This is a genomic window from Curtobacterium aurantiacum (assembly GCF_018598555.1).
Taxonomy (GTDB): domain Bacteria; phylum Actinomycetota; class Actinomycetes; order Actinomycetales; family Microbacteriaceae; genus Curtobacterium; species Curtobacterium aurantiacum.
In genome coordinates this window covers 118,824-132,502 of the sequence record NZ_JAHEWN010000010.1, presented here as the reverse complement: position 1 = coordinate 132,502, position 13,679 = coordinate 118,824, and the positions used below count along the sequence as shown (strand labels likewise).

The 13,679-nt window shown below is 72.6% G+C and carries 16 protein-coding genes; all 16 read left to right on the top strand.

The window, feature by feature from the left end; translation table 11 throughout:
* Positions 1-88 precede the first annotated feature (88 nt).
* The 16 genes from fliD (at position 89) to KK087_RS10760 (ending at position 13,658) form a co-directional block, all read left to right on the top strand.
* Positions 89-1,477: a flagellar filament capping protein FliD gene (fliD, locus tag KK087_RS10835; protein WP_307860039.1), complete on the top strand. Its 1,389-nt coding sequence runs from the start codon at positions 89-91 to the stop codon at positions 1,475-1,477.
* Positions 1,478-1,488: 11 nt separating this feature from the next.
* The gene (gene fliS, locus KK087_RS10830; protein WP_214530524.1) at positions 1,489-1,959 is read left to right on the top strand and encodes a flagellar export chaperone FliS; all 471 of its coding nucleotides are present in this window, start codon (positions 1,489-1,491) and stop codon (positions 1,957-1,959) included.
* Positions 1,949-2,263, top strand: coding sequence for a hypothetical protein (locus KK087_RS10825; protein WP_214565198.1), 315 nt, complete (start codon positions 1,949-1,951; stop codon positions 2,261-2,263). The genes fliS and KK087_RS10825 overlap by 11 nt, the downstream gene beginning before the upstream one ends.
* A gap of 639 nt (positions 2,264-2,902) precedes the next feature.
* Entirely contained in the window at positions 2,903-3,247 is a 345-nt protein-coding gene (locus KK087_RS10820; protein WP_017886135.1) for a flagellar basal body protein, read from the top strand.
* On the top strand, positions 3,244-3,639 hold the full coding sequence (locus KK087_RS10815) for a flagellar basal body rod protein FlgC (protein WP_214531369.1): 396 nt from the start codon (positions 3,244-3,246) through the stop codon (positions 3,637-3,639). Before KK087_RS10820 ends, KK087_RS10815 begins: the two co-directional genes overlap by 4 nt.
* On the top strand, positions 3,639-3,980 hold the full coding sequence (fliE, locus tag KK087_RS10810) for a flagellar hook-basal body complex protein FliE (protein WP_214531368.1): 342 nt from the start codon (positions 3,639-3,641) through the stop codon (positions 3,978-3,980). Before KK087_RS10815 ends, fliE begins: the two co-directional genes overlap by 1 nt.
* Positions 3,980-5,650, top strand: a complete 1,671-nt coding sequence (fliF, locus tag KK087_RS10805; protein WP_214565196.1) for a flagellar basal-body MS-ring/collar protein FliF — start codon at positions 3,980-3,982, stop codon at positions 5,648-5,650. Before fliE ends, fliF begins: the two co-directional genes overlap by 1 nt.
* Positions 5,647-6,714 (top strand): flagellar motor switch protein FliG, encoded by a 1,068-nt coding sequence (gene fliG, locus KK087_RS10800; protein WP_307860038.1) that lies wholly within the window; start codon positions 5,647-5,649, stop codon positions 6,712-6,714. The genes fliF and fliG overlap by 4 nt, the downstream gene beginning before the upstream one ends.
* The gene (locus KK087_RS10795; protein WP_214565194.1) at positions 6,707-7,372 is read left to right on the top strand and encodes a FliH/SctL family protein; all 666 of its coding nucleotides are present in this window, start codon (positions 6,707-6,709) and stop codon (positions 7,370-7,372) included. Before fliG ends, KK087_RS10795 begins: the two co-directional genes overlap by 8 nt.
* Positions 7,369-8,712: a FliI/YscN family ATPase gene (locus tag KK087_RS10790; RefSeq protein ID WP_214565192.1), complete on the top strand. Its 1,344-nt coding sequence runs from the start codon at positions 7,369-7,371 to the stop codon at positions 8,710-8,712. The genes KK087_RS10795 and KK087_RS10790 overlap by 4 nt, the downstream gene beginning before the upstream one ends.
* Complete coding sequence (locus KK087_RS10785; RefSeq protein ID WP_214565191.1) at positions 8,712-9,143, top strand: flagellar FliJ family protein; 432 nt, start codon at positions 8,712-8,714, stop codon at positions 9,141-9,143. Before KK087_RS10790 ends, KK087_RS10785 begins: the two co-directional genes overlap by 1 nt.
* A complete protein-coding gene (locus KK087_RS10780; RefSeq protein ID WP_214565189.1) occupies positions 9,140-9,892 on the top strand; it encodes a C40 family peptidase in 753 nt (250 codons plus the stop codon). Before KK087_RS10785 ends, KK087_RS10780 begins: the two co-directional genes overlap by 4 nt.
* On the top strand, positions 9,889-11,262 hold the full coding sequence (locus KK087_RS17670) for a flagellar hook-length control protein FliK (RefSeq protein WP_214565187.1): 1,374 nt from the start codon (positions 9,889-9,891) through the stop codon (positions 11,260-11,262). Before KK087_RS10780 ends, KK087_RS17670 begins: the two co-directional genes overlap by 4 nt.
* A gap of 25 nt (positions 11,263-11,287) precedes the next feature.
* The gene (locus tag KK087_RS10770) at positions 11,288-11,731 is read left to right on the top strand and encodes a flagellar hook assembly protein FlgD (RefSeq protein WP_214531360.1); all 444 of its coding nucleotides are present in this window, start codon (positions 11,288-11,290) and stop codon (positions 11,729-11,731) included.
* A gap of 70 nt (positions 11,732-11,801) precedes the next feature.
* Entirely contained in the window at positions 11,802-12,977 is a 1,176-nt protein-coding gene (locus KK087_RS10765) for a flagellar hook protein FlgE (protein WP_214531359.1), read from the top strand.
* 144 nt (positions 12,978-13,121) lie between these two features.
* Positions 13,122-13,658, top strand: a complete 537-nt coding sequence (locus KK087_RS10760) for a phosphoribosyltransferase family protein (RefSeq protein WP_214565185.1) — start codon at positions 13,122-13,124, stop codon at positions 13,656-13,658.
* Positions 13,659-13,679: the final 21 nt, after the last annotated feature.

Sequence of the window (13,679 nt, the reverse complement as noted above, 5' to 3'; positions counted from 1 at the left end):
CTCCGGGCCCGATCGGGTGCTCCGGAGGGCGGCGTCGCCATCCTGACCACCTCCACGACGCCAGGGAGTGTCGACGATGTCCTCGTCCGTGTCCTCGAGCACCAGCCTCGCGATCGACGGTCTGGTCAGCGGTCTCAAGACGACCGACCTCATCAACTCGCTGATGAGCGTCGAGGGTGTCCCGCAGACCCTGCTCAAGAACAAGCTCACCACCACCAACTCGTTCATCTCGTCGCTGCAGACGCTCAACGGGTTGATCCAGGGCCTGGCCACCAAGGCCGCGGACGCCGCGAAGGCCTCGTCGCTCGACCTCTTCGCCGCGACGAGCAGCGCACCCGGCGTCACCGCCGTCAGCGGCGCCGGAGCGACCGCCGGGTCCATCAGCTTCTCCGTCGGTTCGACCGCCTCCGCGCAGGTCGGTGTGACCGCCGCGATGCCGACGTGGTCGACGGCCGCGCAGCCGATCACGATCGTCGGCGCGGACGGCAAGTCGACCACCGTCACGCCGGCGTCCGGTTCGCTCGACGACGCGGTGTCCGCCCTGAACAAGTCCGGCGCCGGCGTCACCGCGACGAAGGTCTCCGCCGGCACCGACGCCGACGGCACCAGGCTCTACCGCCTGCAGCTGACGTCCGCGAAGACCGGTGCGGCCGGTGCCTTCCAGGTGTACCGGGGCGGCGCGGACGCCGTGGCAGCGGGCACCGCGACGAACGTCCTCACCGAGACCGGCGCCGCCGTCGTCACGGCAGCGAAGGACGCGAGCGTCACGCTCTGGGCCGGCACCGCGGCCGCGCAGACGATCACGAGTGCGACGAACACGTTCACCGGGCTCGTCCCCGGGGTCGACGTCACGGTGTCGCAGGTCACCACCGAGCCCGTCACCGTCACGGTCGCGCAGGACACCATGAAGGCCCAGTCGGTCGCCTCGGGACTGGTCGACGCCATGAACGCGGTGGCTGCCTACTACAAGACGAACACCGCGGTGTCGAGCACGACGAGCGCGACGTCGGGCACCACGACGACGAAGGCCGGCGTCCTGCTCGGCGACGGAGCGTCCCGGGACGCCGTGCAGCGGCTCACGAGCACGATGTCCGCCCCGGTCGACGGGAAGTCACCGTCGACGATCGGCATCGTGATCACGAAGGACGGCTCCTTCACCTTCGACCCCGAGGTCTTCCAGAAGGCCCTCGCTGCCGACCCGAAGGCGACCCAGGCGATGCTCTCCGGGGTCGCCGCGAACGTCGGCGCCGCGGCCACCGCCGCCTCCGACAAGTACGACGGCTCGGTCACCACGACCATCACCGGTCAGCAGGCCGTCGCGAAGGACCTGAACACCCAGATCGACAGCTGGACCGATCGGCTCACGATGCGCCGGGCCGCGCTCCAGACCCTCTACTCATCCCTCGAGACCAGCCTCAGCAAGCTCCAGTCGCAGTCGAGCTGGCTCGCCAGCCAGCTGGCCGCGACGTCGAGCTGACGGGAACGACCATGACCTTCGACTTCCAGGCCGCCGCCTTCCGCCAGGCCGCACAGCCGCGCACCGTGACCGACCAGCGTCGTGCGCAGTACACGAACGAGGCCGTGCTCTCCGCGACCCCGGCGCAGCTCGTCACGATGCTCTACGACCGGCTGCTGCTCGACCTGCACCGCGCCGAGGCCGCCCAGGTCGCGGCCGACTGGGAGGCCGCCCGCGAGCAGCTGCTGCACGCCCAGGCGATCGTCGGCGAGCTGTCGAGCACCCTCCGCATCGACGTGTGGGACGGTGGCGAGGGGCTGCTCGCCGTCTACAACTACGCCTCGACCTCGCTCATCACCGCCAACGTGCACCGCGACGTGCAGGCCACCCGCGACTGCATCCGGATCCTCGAGCCGCTGCGCCAGTCGTGGCACGAGGCCGCCGCATCGCTGCCGGCGACGGCCGCACGGCAGCCGACCGGGGGAGCCCTCGGTGTCGCCTGAGCAGACCGGCGAGCAGACCGCCGAGCGGCTCGCCTGGGAGGCCCTCCTCACGTCCCTGGAGCACGACGCCGCCGGGCAGGCGGCCGAGTCCACGGCCCCGGCCGGGTGGTCGGAGCCGACCGGGCTGGGACCGCTGCCGCGTGACCTGGTGGGACGGGCCTCCCGGCTGCTCGCCGCGCAGCGGGACCACATGACGGTGCTCGAGGCGGACCGCCGCTCGACGCTGGAACACCTCGGCGCCCTGCGCGCCGTCGACGCCACGCGTGAGCCACGCGGCGCCGTGTACCTCGACGCTTCCGCCTGACCCGCGCCCCCGAGCGACGATGTCGTCGTCGTACGACGGCGGCCCTGTCGCTCCCGCGCGCGTGCAACTGCCGGCGTGCGCAACGAGTGACGCCATCGCTGTCGTACGACATCGGCTCCGTCGCTTCCGCGCGCGTGCAACTGCCGGCGTCTGCAACCGGCGGCGTGTGCACGGAGCGACGATGTCGTCGTCGTACGACGGCGACCCTGTCGCTCCCGCGCGCGTGCAACTGCCGGCGTGCGCAAGAAGCGACGTCGTCGCTGTCGTACGACATCGGCTCCGTCGCTTCCGCGCGCGTGCAACTGGTGGCGCGTGCACGGGGCGACGATGTCGATGTCGTACGACGGCGACGGTGTCGCTCCCGCGCGTGTGCAAGCGACCGCGTGCGCAACGACCGACACCGACACCGACACCGGCCCGCACCCGCACCCGCACCCGCCCGCCGCACCCGCACCCGCGCGCGGCACCGCCGCCGCGCGCCGCATCGCCCCCTGTTCGGGGCGACGTCTAACGCTGCGGGCGACGGGCTCCGATAGCGCCACACGAGCACGGATCGCTCACCAGTTCGGCCAGGGATCGGCCACCACCGCACGGCGACGTCGTCACCACGATGATGCGCCTTGACGAGGGGACCCCTTCGTGTTCGATTCCGTGACGAGCGTCGCGCTGCAGAGCGCACTCGACGGCCTGTCGATGCGCCAGAAGGTGATCGCGAACAACATCGCGAACATCAACACCACCAACTACCACGCCGAGAAGGTCCAGTTCGAGGACGCACTCGCGAAGTCGATCGTGGACGGCGACGGCGCCACCACGCCGACGATGGCGCGCAGCCTCGAGCCGACGAACACGAACGGCAACAACGTCAACCTCGACGAGGAGACGCTGTCGAACATCGACACCGTGCTGCGGTACCAGTTCGCCACGCAGGCGATGAACTCCGAGCTCACCAGCGTCCGTGCGGCGATGCGGACGAACTCGTGACGACCTTCGACGCGATCGGCATCGCGAGCACCGGCCTGACCGTGCACCGGAAGTGGCTCGACGCCGTCTCGGACAACATCGCCAACGCGAACACCGTGACGTCGATGGACGACACCGCGTTCCAGGCGCGCTACGTCGAGGTGCAGGAGGGCAACGGCGTCTCCGGCGCCTACGTCAAGGGCGCCGCGTTCGGCAGCGCCGCCGGCCGCGTGACCTACGACCCGGACCACCCGCTCGCGAACGAGGAGGGCTACGTCCGCATGCCCGACATCGACCTCGGCACGCAGATGGCGGACCTCATCATGGCCCAGCGCGGCTACCAGGCGAACGCCGCCGTGGTCGACCGTGCCAAGACCGCCTACGAGGCGGCACTGCAGATCGGGAAGAACTGATGCCCATCGACGCCGTCAACGGTGTGACCACCAACGCGATGACGAACGCCCTGACGAGTGTGTCAGGGACGTCGAGCGACAGCACGAGCGCGACCGGTGCCGCCGGTGCGACGACCGACGGCAGCGGGTTCGCCGCGAGCCTCGGCAACGCCGTCGACGGGCTGCAGTCGCTGCAGAGCGACTCGAAGACCCTCGCGCTCAAGGCCGTCACCGGCAACCTCGACGACATCCACGACGCCACCATCGCCGCCACCCGCGCGCAGGTCACGCTCGAGCTCGTCTCCGCCGTCCGCAACAAGGGCGTCGACGCCTTCAACGAGATCATGAGGATGCAGGCCTGATGCCCGTCGCCGTCAAGAACGTCTTCGCGCGCCTCAGCGCGTACGTGAAGGGCTTCTCCGCCGCCCAGCGCACCATCGCGATCCTGGCGATCGCGGCGCTGGTGCTCGGCGGGATCGCCCTCGCGTCGTGGCTCGGCAAGGCGTCGTACGCGCCGCTCTTCACCGGGCTGGCCGCGGCCGACGCGAGCTCCATCACCGACCAGCTGCAGACCGACGGTGTGCCGTTCCAGCTCACCGACGGCGGCGCGACCATCCTCGTGCCGCAGGCGCAGGTGTACTCGGAGCGCCTCAAGGCGGCGTCCAACGGCCTGCCGTCCTCGAACGAGGGCGGCTACTCGCTGCTCGACGACATGGGCGTGACGAGCTCGGAGTTCCAGCAGGACGTCACGTACAAGCGCGCGATGGAGGGCGAACTCGCCAAGACCATCGGCGCGATGGACGGCGTCCAGACCGCCACCGTGCAGCTCGCGATCCCGGAGAAGTCCGTGTTCGTGTCCGAGGAGAAGGACCCGACCGCGTCGGTGTTCATCGCGACGGACAACGGCACCGAGCTCAGCAGCGACCAGGTCCAGGCCATCGTGCACCTGACGAGTGCCTCGGTCGAGGGCATGCAGCCCACCGACGTGTCCGTCGTGGACGCGAAGGGCCAGACCCTGTCCGCCGTGGGCACCGGCGCGACCGGCAGTGGTGCCGACCAGGCCGCCGACTACGACGCCGCGACGAGCAAGAAGATCCAGGACCTGCTCGACACCACGCTCGGGGTCGGCAACGCGACCGTCGTGGTCTCGGGGACGATGAACCAGGAGTCCGGCACCCGCACCTCCGAGCGCTACACCGCCCCGACCTCGGGCCCCGTCGCGCTGAACGAGTCGAGCACGACCGAGGAGTACGGCGCGGGCGCCGGCGCGGGGAACGGTGCGACCGGGGTCCTCGGACCGGACAACATCGCCGTCCCGAACGGCACCGCGACGGACGGCGCCGGCGACGACGGCTACAAGAACGAGTCGGCGACCAAGAACAACGCCGTCGACCACACCACCGAGACCACGCAGATCCCCTCGGGCGGGCTCGACCGGCAGACCATCTCGGTCGCGCTGAACGCGAAGGCCGACGCCGTGCAGAACGCGAACCTGCAGAGCATCAACGACCTGGTGTCCGCCGCGGCGGGTGTCGACCGCGACCGCGGTGACCAGGTGCAGGTCGCGATGATGGACTTCGACACGAGCGCCTCGGACCAGGCCGCCAAGGCGCTGGAAGCGCAGGAGAAGGCCGACCAGCAGGAGGCCCTGTGGTCGTCGATCCGCACGGCGGGCATCGTGATCGGCATCGTCATCGCGGTCATCGCGATCATGTTCTTCGTCGCCCGGCGCAACCGGAAGCAGGAGCGCGAGGCCGTCGACCTCGGCGAACTCGACGCCTTCGCCGGCGAGACGTTCCAGCTGCCGCTCGCGATGGACGGCACCGGCGACCGGGTCACGCTCGGTGCCGGTGACGCCCCCACCGCCGTGCTCTCGGCGATGCCGGCGGGCGATCCGCCGACCGAGGTCCTGACCACCGAGGAGATCACGGCCGAGCGCCGCCGTCAGGACATCTCCGCCCTGGCCGAGCGCGACCCGAAGCGCACCGCCGAGCTCCTGCGCGGGCTCCTCGACGACCGGGCACCGGTGTGAGCGCGCTGATGCCGAGCGGCGGGGGCACCGGGAACACCAGCGGCACCGGCCCGACCGACCGCGCGCTGACCGGCGCCCAGAAGGTCGCGCTCATCCTCATGCAGATGGAGACCGACCGCGCCGCCGAGGTGATGAAGCAGTTCACCGAGATGGAGGCCGAGGAGATCTCCGCCGAGATCGTCCGGATGCGCCGTGTCGAGGACACCGTCGTCGACCAGACCCTGTCGGAGTTCCACCGGATCACCATGAGCGGCCGGCTGCAGAAGCGCGGCGGCAAGGAGACCGCCCTCGGGCTGCTCGAGGCGTCGTTCGGCGCCGAGCGGGCAGCCGGCGTGATGGACCGTCTGGCCTCGAACCTGGCCGGCCAGTCGTTCGACTTCCTCGACGACGCCGAACCCGGCCAGGTCATCTCGCTGCTCGAGGGCGAGCTGCCGCAGACGATCGCCCTCGTGCTCGCGCACCTGGGGCCCGGCCAGGCCAGCGCCGTGCTCGCCGGGGTCGACGAGCGCGTCCGCACCGACGTCGCACAGGCGTTCGCCACGATGGGCACCGCGACGCCCGAGGCCGTCGGCATCGTGGCCGGGGTGCTCCGCCAGCGTGCCGGCGCCGTCGTCTCGCCCCGCGAGAGCGTCGAGGTCGTCGGCGGCATCGCGCCCCTCGTCGACATCATCAACCGCTCCGACGTCGCGACCGAGAAGGCCGTGCTCGAGGGACTCGAGGCCCGCGACCCGGAGCTCGCCGAGGACATCCGCTCGCGCATGCTCACCTTCGAGGACATCGTCAAGCTCGAGGCCCGTGACATCCAGCAGGTCCTGCGCGGGATCGACTCGAAGATCCTCGCGACCGCCATGAAGGGCGCCGCCGGACCCGTCATCGAGACGATCCGCGCGAACGTGTCCGAGCGCAACCGCGAACTGCTCGACGACGAACTGCAGGCCATGGGCCCGGTGCGCGTCTCGCAGGTCGAGGAGGCCCGTGCCGAGGTCGTCCGATCCGTGCGCGAGCTCGAGGCCCAGGGCATCGTCACCGTCCACCGCGCCGAGGAGGACGAGCTCGTTGACTGACACCGTCGTGCAGCGCGTCGCCTTCCCGGTGCTCGTCGACCCCGCCGAGCGCGAGCGTGCGTCCAGCGCGGACGTCCGCGGACACGCCGCCGGGTACACCGCCGGGCTCCGTGCCGCGCAGGCCGAGACGGACGCCCTGCGCGCCCGGCTCGACGCCGAGCACGCGGCGCGGATCGCCGCCCTGCAGGCGGACACGGCCCGTCGGATCGCGGTCCTCGACGCCGCCACGAACGCGATGCTGTCCACGGTCGCACCCGTCCTGGCGGACGCCGAGGCATCCGTCGCGAGCGCGGCAGTCGACCTGGCCGAGGCGATCGTCGGGAACGTGGTCCGCGCCTCCAGGCCAGCCCACGACACGACGGACGCGCACCCCGCCGACGGACGGGAGGCCCGGATCGCGTCCGGCGCCGAGGCCACCGTCCGGCGTGCGCTCGCGTCCGTCGACCGCACGGTCCCGGTGGCCGTCCGGCTGAGCCCGGCGGACGCTGCGCGCGTCGCCGACCTCGACCTGCCCGTGCCGGTCGTCGCCGACCGTGCGCTGCGCGACGGCGACGCCGTCGTCGACCTGCCGGACGGCATGCTCGACGCCCGGATCGCCACCGCACTCGACCGCGCCCGCACGGCCCTCGGGGTCGAACCGTCGGGAGCCGACCGGTGACCGCCACGCTGCTCCGTCCGCGCGGCCTCGACGAGGCGCTGCGCCAGGCCGCACCCCCGCGGGTCGGCGTCGTCACGAGTGCCGTCGGCCTCGGGCTCACGATCGCCGGCCTCGACGCCCGCGTCGGCGAGGTCGTCACCGTCGGCGCCGAGGACGGCGAACAGACGGCCGTCGAGGTCGTCGCGACCGACGCCTCGGGCGTGCGCTGCATGCCGCTCGGCCGCCTGGCCGGGGTCACCGCCGGGACGCCCGCACGTTCCAGCGGCCGTCCGGTGCTCGTGCCCACCGGATCCGGGCTGTTCGGTCGCGTGCTCGACGGGCTCGGCCGACCGATCGACGACCGCGGTCCGCTCGAGGGCCCCGTCGGCGAACCGGTCACCTGGGTCCCGCTCGACCACGACACCCCGAACGCGATGGCGCGCACCCGTATCGACACCCCGATGCAGCTCGGCGTCCGGGTGCTCGACACCTTGACCACCGTCGGCCGGGGGCAGCGCATGGGCCTGTTCGCCGGGTCCGGCGTCGGCAAGTCCTCGCTGCTCTCGATGATCGCGCGCGGCAGCGACGCGGCCGTCAACGTCATCGCCCTGGTGGGGGAGCGCGGCCGCGAGGTGCGCGAGTTCCTCGAGGACGACCTCGGACCCGAGGGCCTCGCCCGCTCGATCGTGGTCGTGTCGACCTCCGACGAGCCCGCCCTGATGCGCCTCCGCGCCGCGTTCGTCGCGACCCGCATCGCCGAGTCGTTCCGCGACGCCGGCCAGGACGTCGTGCTCATGATGGACTCGCTCACCCGGGTCGCGATGGCGCAGCGTGAGATCGGGCTGTCCGTGGGGGAGCCGCCGGCCACCCGGGGCTACCCGCCGTCGACGTTCTCGGTGCTCGCCGGACTGCTCGAGCGCGCCGGGACCGACCGCGTCGGCAGCATCACCGGGATGTACACCGTGCTGGTGGACGGCGACGACCACAACGAGCCGGTCGCGGACGCGGCCCGCAGCATCCTGGACGGCCACGTCGTGCTGGACCGCAAGCTCGCGATCACCGGGCACTTCCCCTCCGTCGACGCCCTGGGCTCGGTGTCCCGCGTCGCCTCGAAGGTCACCCGACCCGAGCAGCGTGCCGCCGCCACCGTGCTGCGGAAGGTGATGGCCGCCCGTGCCGGAGCCCAGGACCTGCTCGACGTCGGCGCGTACCAGCGCGGGTCGAACCCGCTCGTGGACGCCGCCGTCGACCACCAGGGCGCGATCGACGCGTTCCTCCGCCAGGGCATGGACGAGCGGGCGACCGCCGACGCGTCCTGGCAGCGCCTCGGTGGCCTCGTGCAGCAGCTGGGGGTGTCGTGATGGCCCGCCGTTTCCCGCTCGCCGGACTCCTGCGCCTGCGCCACACCGAACAGGACCGTGCCGCCGCCAACCTCGCCGCCGCGAACGAACGCGTCCGCGACGCCGCCGACGCCCGGATCGCCGCCCGGCGGAGCCTCGCCGACAGCGAGGACGCCCAGCCGATCCAGGACGCCGCGACCCTGAGCGCCGTCGCCGCGGCACGTGCAGCGACCCGCGGGATGCTCGAGGAGCTCGACGCCGTCGTGCGGAGCCGCCGTGCCGACGCCGACCGGGCGCAGCAGGACCACACCGCCGCCCGCCGCGCCGCCGTCGGGCTCGAGAAGCTCGAGGGCAAGCACACCGCGCAGCATGCGGCCGAGGAACTCCGGACCGAACAGAACGCCCTCGACGAGATCGCGGCACGACGCCGCACGGAAGGTGGTGCCCGATGAGCGTCGAAGCGGTGCTCTCCCGGATCTCGGAGATCCGGTCCCAGATCGACACCCTGCGCGGCGGGACGGCCACGGCCGCTCCCGGCACGTCGACCGCCGGCGGTGCCGCGGGGTCGACGGCCTTCGCGGACGCCCTCGCCACCGCGGGGGGCACGACCGCTGCCACCGCTGCGACCGCTGCGCCAGCGGCTGCCGGTGCCACCACTCCGGTGACCGCCGCTCCCGCCACCTCGGTCGACGCCGGTGCCGGCACCCTGGCCACCGGCAGCGGTGCCACCGGGGCCGACGTCGTCGCCGACGCGAAGAAGTACCTCGGCGTGCCGTACGTGTTCGGCGGGGAGACGACCGCGGGCATGGACTGCTCGGGCCTGGTGCAGACGGTCTTCAAGGACCTCGGGGTCACGATGCCCCGGGTCGTGCCGGACCAGGCGAAGATGGGCGTCGAGGTGGGCTCCCTGAAGGACGCCCAGCCCGGCGACCTCATCATCCCGAAGGGCGAGGGCCACATCGTCATCTACGTCGGCGACGGCAAGGTGCTGCACGCCCCGCGCCCCGGCAAGGACGTCCGGATCGTCGACAACTGGTACGCCGAGGGCGACATCGCGACCATCCGCCGGATCGTCCCCGCGCACCAGGCCCCCGCGGCCGACTCCGCGCCGACCGTCTCGGCAGCGTCGGCAGCGCGCTCGGCGACCGACCTGCAGACCGCCGCACTGCTGTCCATGATGCAGTCCGGGAGCGCCGCATGAGCCTGACCATCGCCACCCAGCCGTCCGTGCCCACCACTTCGGGCTCCACCCGTGGACCGGCCACCGATCCCGCGGCCGCCGGGACCTTCGGTGCCGCGTTGACCGCCGCGGTCGCGACCGAGCGGCGCCCCGGCGACGGCGCCCCCGGGCGGGACGACGCCGACGGTCGCACGGCGGACGGTTCTGCTGCGACGCCCAGCGCCGCCGCCACGCCGTCTGCGTCCGTGTCCACGCCGGACCAGCCGGTGCCCGTGACCGAGGCGGTCGACGCGCAGGCGCTGCTCGCCGCCGGGCTCGTGGCGACCCCGATCGCGCCGGCAGCACCCGCGACGAGCGGGACGGTTGACGAGCCCACCGTCCGCTCTGCCGAGACCTCCGCGGGCGACCCGCACGCCACGGTCGTCGCCGCCGCAGCGACCGCCGGCACTGCGGCGACGACGCCGATCGTGGACGGCGCGACCTCGCAGCAGGTCCCGTCGACACCGACGCCGGCCACCGCCACTGCCCTCGGCACCACGCAGCAGGCACCGGCGTCCCCCGGAGCGTCGGAGTCCGGCGCCGCGCCGACCTCGACGACGACCGCTCCGGCAACCACGTCCGCGAGGCAGACTGCCACGACGGCGCTCGCGACCGCTGCGGGCGCCACCCCCGCGACGGCCGCAGCAGCCGCCACCGCACCCGCAACCGTCCCCGCTGCCGTGAACCCCGCCACGGCGCCGACGCGCACCGACGACGGCACCCCGATCGCGACCACGGCCCAGACGCCGGTCGTCACGGCGGCCACCGCCCCGGCAGCCACCACCGGCTCCGGAGCCGGCCACGGGACGGAGCAGCAGGCGGCGACGCCGGGTGATCCGGGCCTCCCGGCCGTGGCACCGACCCGCGGCGGCGACGCGCCGTTCGTGGTGGCGACGTCGTCGGCCGGCGCGCCCTCCGCGGCCGCCCCCTCGGCGCCGGCACCGCTCGCGCAGCAGCTGGCGCGGCCGGTGTTCTCGCTCGCGCAGGCCGGCCCCGGTGAGCACGTGGTCACCGTGCAGGTCGTGCCGGACAGCCTCGGCCCGGTCACGGTCCGCGCGCACGTCACCGCGCACGGCATGCACGTCGAGCTGTTCGCCGCGTCGGACGCCGGCCGTGAGGCCGTCCGCCAGGTCCTCCCGGACCTCCGCCGCGACGCGGTCGGCACCGGGGTGAGCACCACCCTCGACCTGTCGTCGCAGAACCAGCCGCAGGACGCGCCGGGTCGCGACGGGCGTCCGGCCGCGCGTGTCCTTCCTGGCGACCCCGGCCTGGAGGCGCGGGTCACCCCGCGCGCGCAGCCCACCACCCACACGCCCTCCATCCGCACCGCGGGACTCGACGTCCTCGCCTGATCCGGCTCACGAACAGGAACACACCATGCCCATCGACGGCATCACCGGCAGCGTGGACCCGACCGCGCAAGCAGCGGCCCTGGCCGCCAACTCCGCATCCCAGAAGTCCCAGACGATGGACTCCGAGGTGTTCATGAAGCTGCTCGTCACGCAGCTGCGGAACCAGGACCCGTCCTCGCCGATGGACACGAACCAGATGATCAGCCAGCAGACGCAGCTCGCGATGATGGAGCAGATCACCAACCAGACCACGACGGGGAACGAGAACTTCTCGCTGCAGATGCGCATCGCCGCAGCGAACCTCGTCGGCAAGCAGGTCAGCTACACCGACGCCGACTCGGGCAAGCCCGTCACCGGGACCGCCTCGGCCGTGTCGTACGCGAACAGCGTGCCCACGGTCACCGTGAACGGGAAGGAGGTCGCTCTCGACGTGATCTCCGGCATCACCACCACCGCTCCGGCTTCCTGACGCCCCCTCCTCCTTCCGCCGTTCTTCCTCGTTCTTCCTCGATCTTCCTGCCTCTCCGAAAGGACGCACCATGCTCCGCTCGCTCTACTCCGGGATCTCCGGCCTCCGCTCCCACCAGCAGATGCTCGACGTCACCGGCAACAACATCGCCAACGTCAACACCGTCGGCTTCAAGGGCTCGACCACCGTCTTCCAGGACACCCTGTCGCAGATGACCCAGGGCGCCGGCGGACCGCAGACCGGCGTCGGCGGCACGAACCCGGCCCAGATCGGCCTCGGCGTGCAGGTGGCGGGTGTCTCCACGAACTTCGCGCAGGGCTCCGCGCAGGCCACCGGCAAGGCCACCGACCTGATGATCTCGGGCGACGGCTTCTTCGTCACCCGTCTGGGCAACGACACCGTCTACACCCGCGCCGGTGCGTTCGACTTCGACGCGAACGGCCGTCTCGTCACCGCCGACGGCAAGATCGTGCAGGGCTACCCGGCCACCAACGGCGTCGTCAACGAGAACGGGCAGCTGTCCGACATCGTGCTGCCGCTCGAGGCCGCCGCCCCGGCCGTCCGCACCACCGCAGCCACCGTCGCCGGCAACCTGCCGTCCGAGACAGCGGTCGGCCAGACCATCACGCGCGAGGCAACCGTGTACGACGCCTCGGGCGCCAAGCACACGATGTCCCTCGCCTACACGCGCACCGCCGCCGGCTGGGACGTGACCGGACGCAACGGTCAGGGCACCACGGCGACGACCTCGTTGACCTTCGGGACCGACGGCAAGCTGACCGCCGGCGGGACCCTCGCCGTCGGCGGCATCCGCGTCGACATGGGCGACCTGACCGGGTTCGCGTCGCTGAACACCGCGGCGATCGGTTCGCAGAACGGTCGCGAGGCCGGGGCGCTGCAGGGCTACTCGATCTCGAAGGACGGCACCGTCACGGGCACGTTCTCGAACGGTGCGTCGCTCGCGCTGGGCCGCATCGCCCTCGCCACCTTCGCCAACCCGGCCGGGCTCGAGAAGACCGGGGCGTCGGGCTACCGGGCCACCGCGAACTCGGGCGGCGCGACGGTCGGCGGCCCCGGCTCCGCTGGCGTGGGTTCGCTCGCGGCGGGGACGCTCGAGATGTCGAACGTCGACCTGTCGCAGGAGTTCACGAACCTGATCGTGGCGCAGCGCGGGTTCCAGGCGAACGCGCGGATCATCACGACCTCGGACGAGGTGCTGCAGGAGCTGACGAACCTGAAGCGCTAGGCGCGGGCGCGGGCGCGGGCGCCGGCGCGGGCGCGGGCGCGGGCGCTTGGTGAGCAGGAACGGTCGAGTGCTGAAGGGGGACCCGACCGTTCCTGCTCACCATCCGTCGTCCAACCGGAGGTGCGGCACGCCTAGGGTGAGTCCGTGAGCGATGCAGCTGCGGTCGAACGGGGGCGCCGGGCCGTCCTGGAGCACTTCCGGTGGATCGACGGCGACGCCGACACGTGGTCGATGCTGCGGGAACCGGTGGCGCTCCGCGCGATCGTCGAGGGCATCGCCGCGACGGCAGCGGACGACCGTCCGGACGTCGTGGTCGGTGTGGAGTCGCGCGGCTTCGTGCTCGGGCCGGCCGTCGCGCTGGCGCTCGGCGTCGGCTTCGCCCCGGTGCGGAAGGACGGCACGGTCTTCCCCGGCCCCGTCGTCGAACAGCAGACCGGACCGGACTACCGCGGGAACCGCCGCACCCTGTCCCTGCGTGCCGACCTGGTCGGATCCGGTCAGCGGGTCGTGCTCGTCGACGACTGGGTGGAGACCGGCAGCCAGGCCGTCGCCACTGCTGCCCTCGTCGAGCGGTGCGGGGCACGGCTCGTGGGCATCGCGGTGATCGTCGACGAGGCGGCGGACCCGGCGCGAGCAGCGCTCCCCGGGATCCGATCGCTGGTGCGTGGTGAAGAGCTCTGAGGCTGGTGTCGCCGGCACCGG

Bases quoted from the DNA above. Each gene is read 5' to 3' on its own strand.
- fliF (WP_214565196.1), top strand. From the start codon at position 3,980: ATGCCCGTCGCCGTCAAGAACGTCTTCGCGCGCCTCAGCGCGTACGTG.
- KK087_RS17670 (WP_214565187.1), top strand. From the start codon at position 9,889: ATGAGCCTGACCATCGCCACCCAGCCGTCCGTGCCCACCACTTCGGGC.
- KK087_RS10785 (WP_214565191.1), top strand. From the start codon at position 8,712: ATGGCCCGCCGTTTCCCGCTCGCCGGACTCCTGCGCCTGCGCCACACC.
- KK087_RS10780 (WP_214565189.1), top strand. From the start codon at position 9,140: ATGAGCGTCGAAGCGGTGCTCTCCCGGATCTCGGAGATCCGGTCCCAG.
- KK087_RS10770 (WP_214531360.1), top strand. From the start codon at position 11,288: ATGCCCATCGACGGCATCACCGGCAGCGTGGACCCGACCGCGCAAGCA.
- KK087_RS10765 (WP_214531359.1), top strand. From the start codon at position 11,802: ATGCTCCGCTCGCTCTACTCCGGGATCTCCGGCCTCCGCTCCCACCAG.
- fliE (WP_214531368.1), top strand. From the start codon at position 3,639: ATGCCCATCGACGCCGTCAACGGTGTGACCACCAACGCGATGACGAAC.
- fliS (WP_214530524.1), top strand. From the start codon at position 1,489: ATGACCTTCGACTTCCAGGCCGCCGCCTTCCGCCAGGCCGCACAGCCG.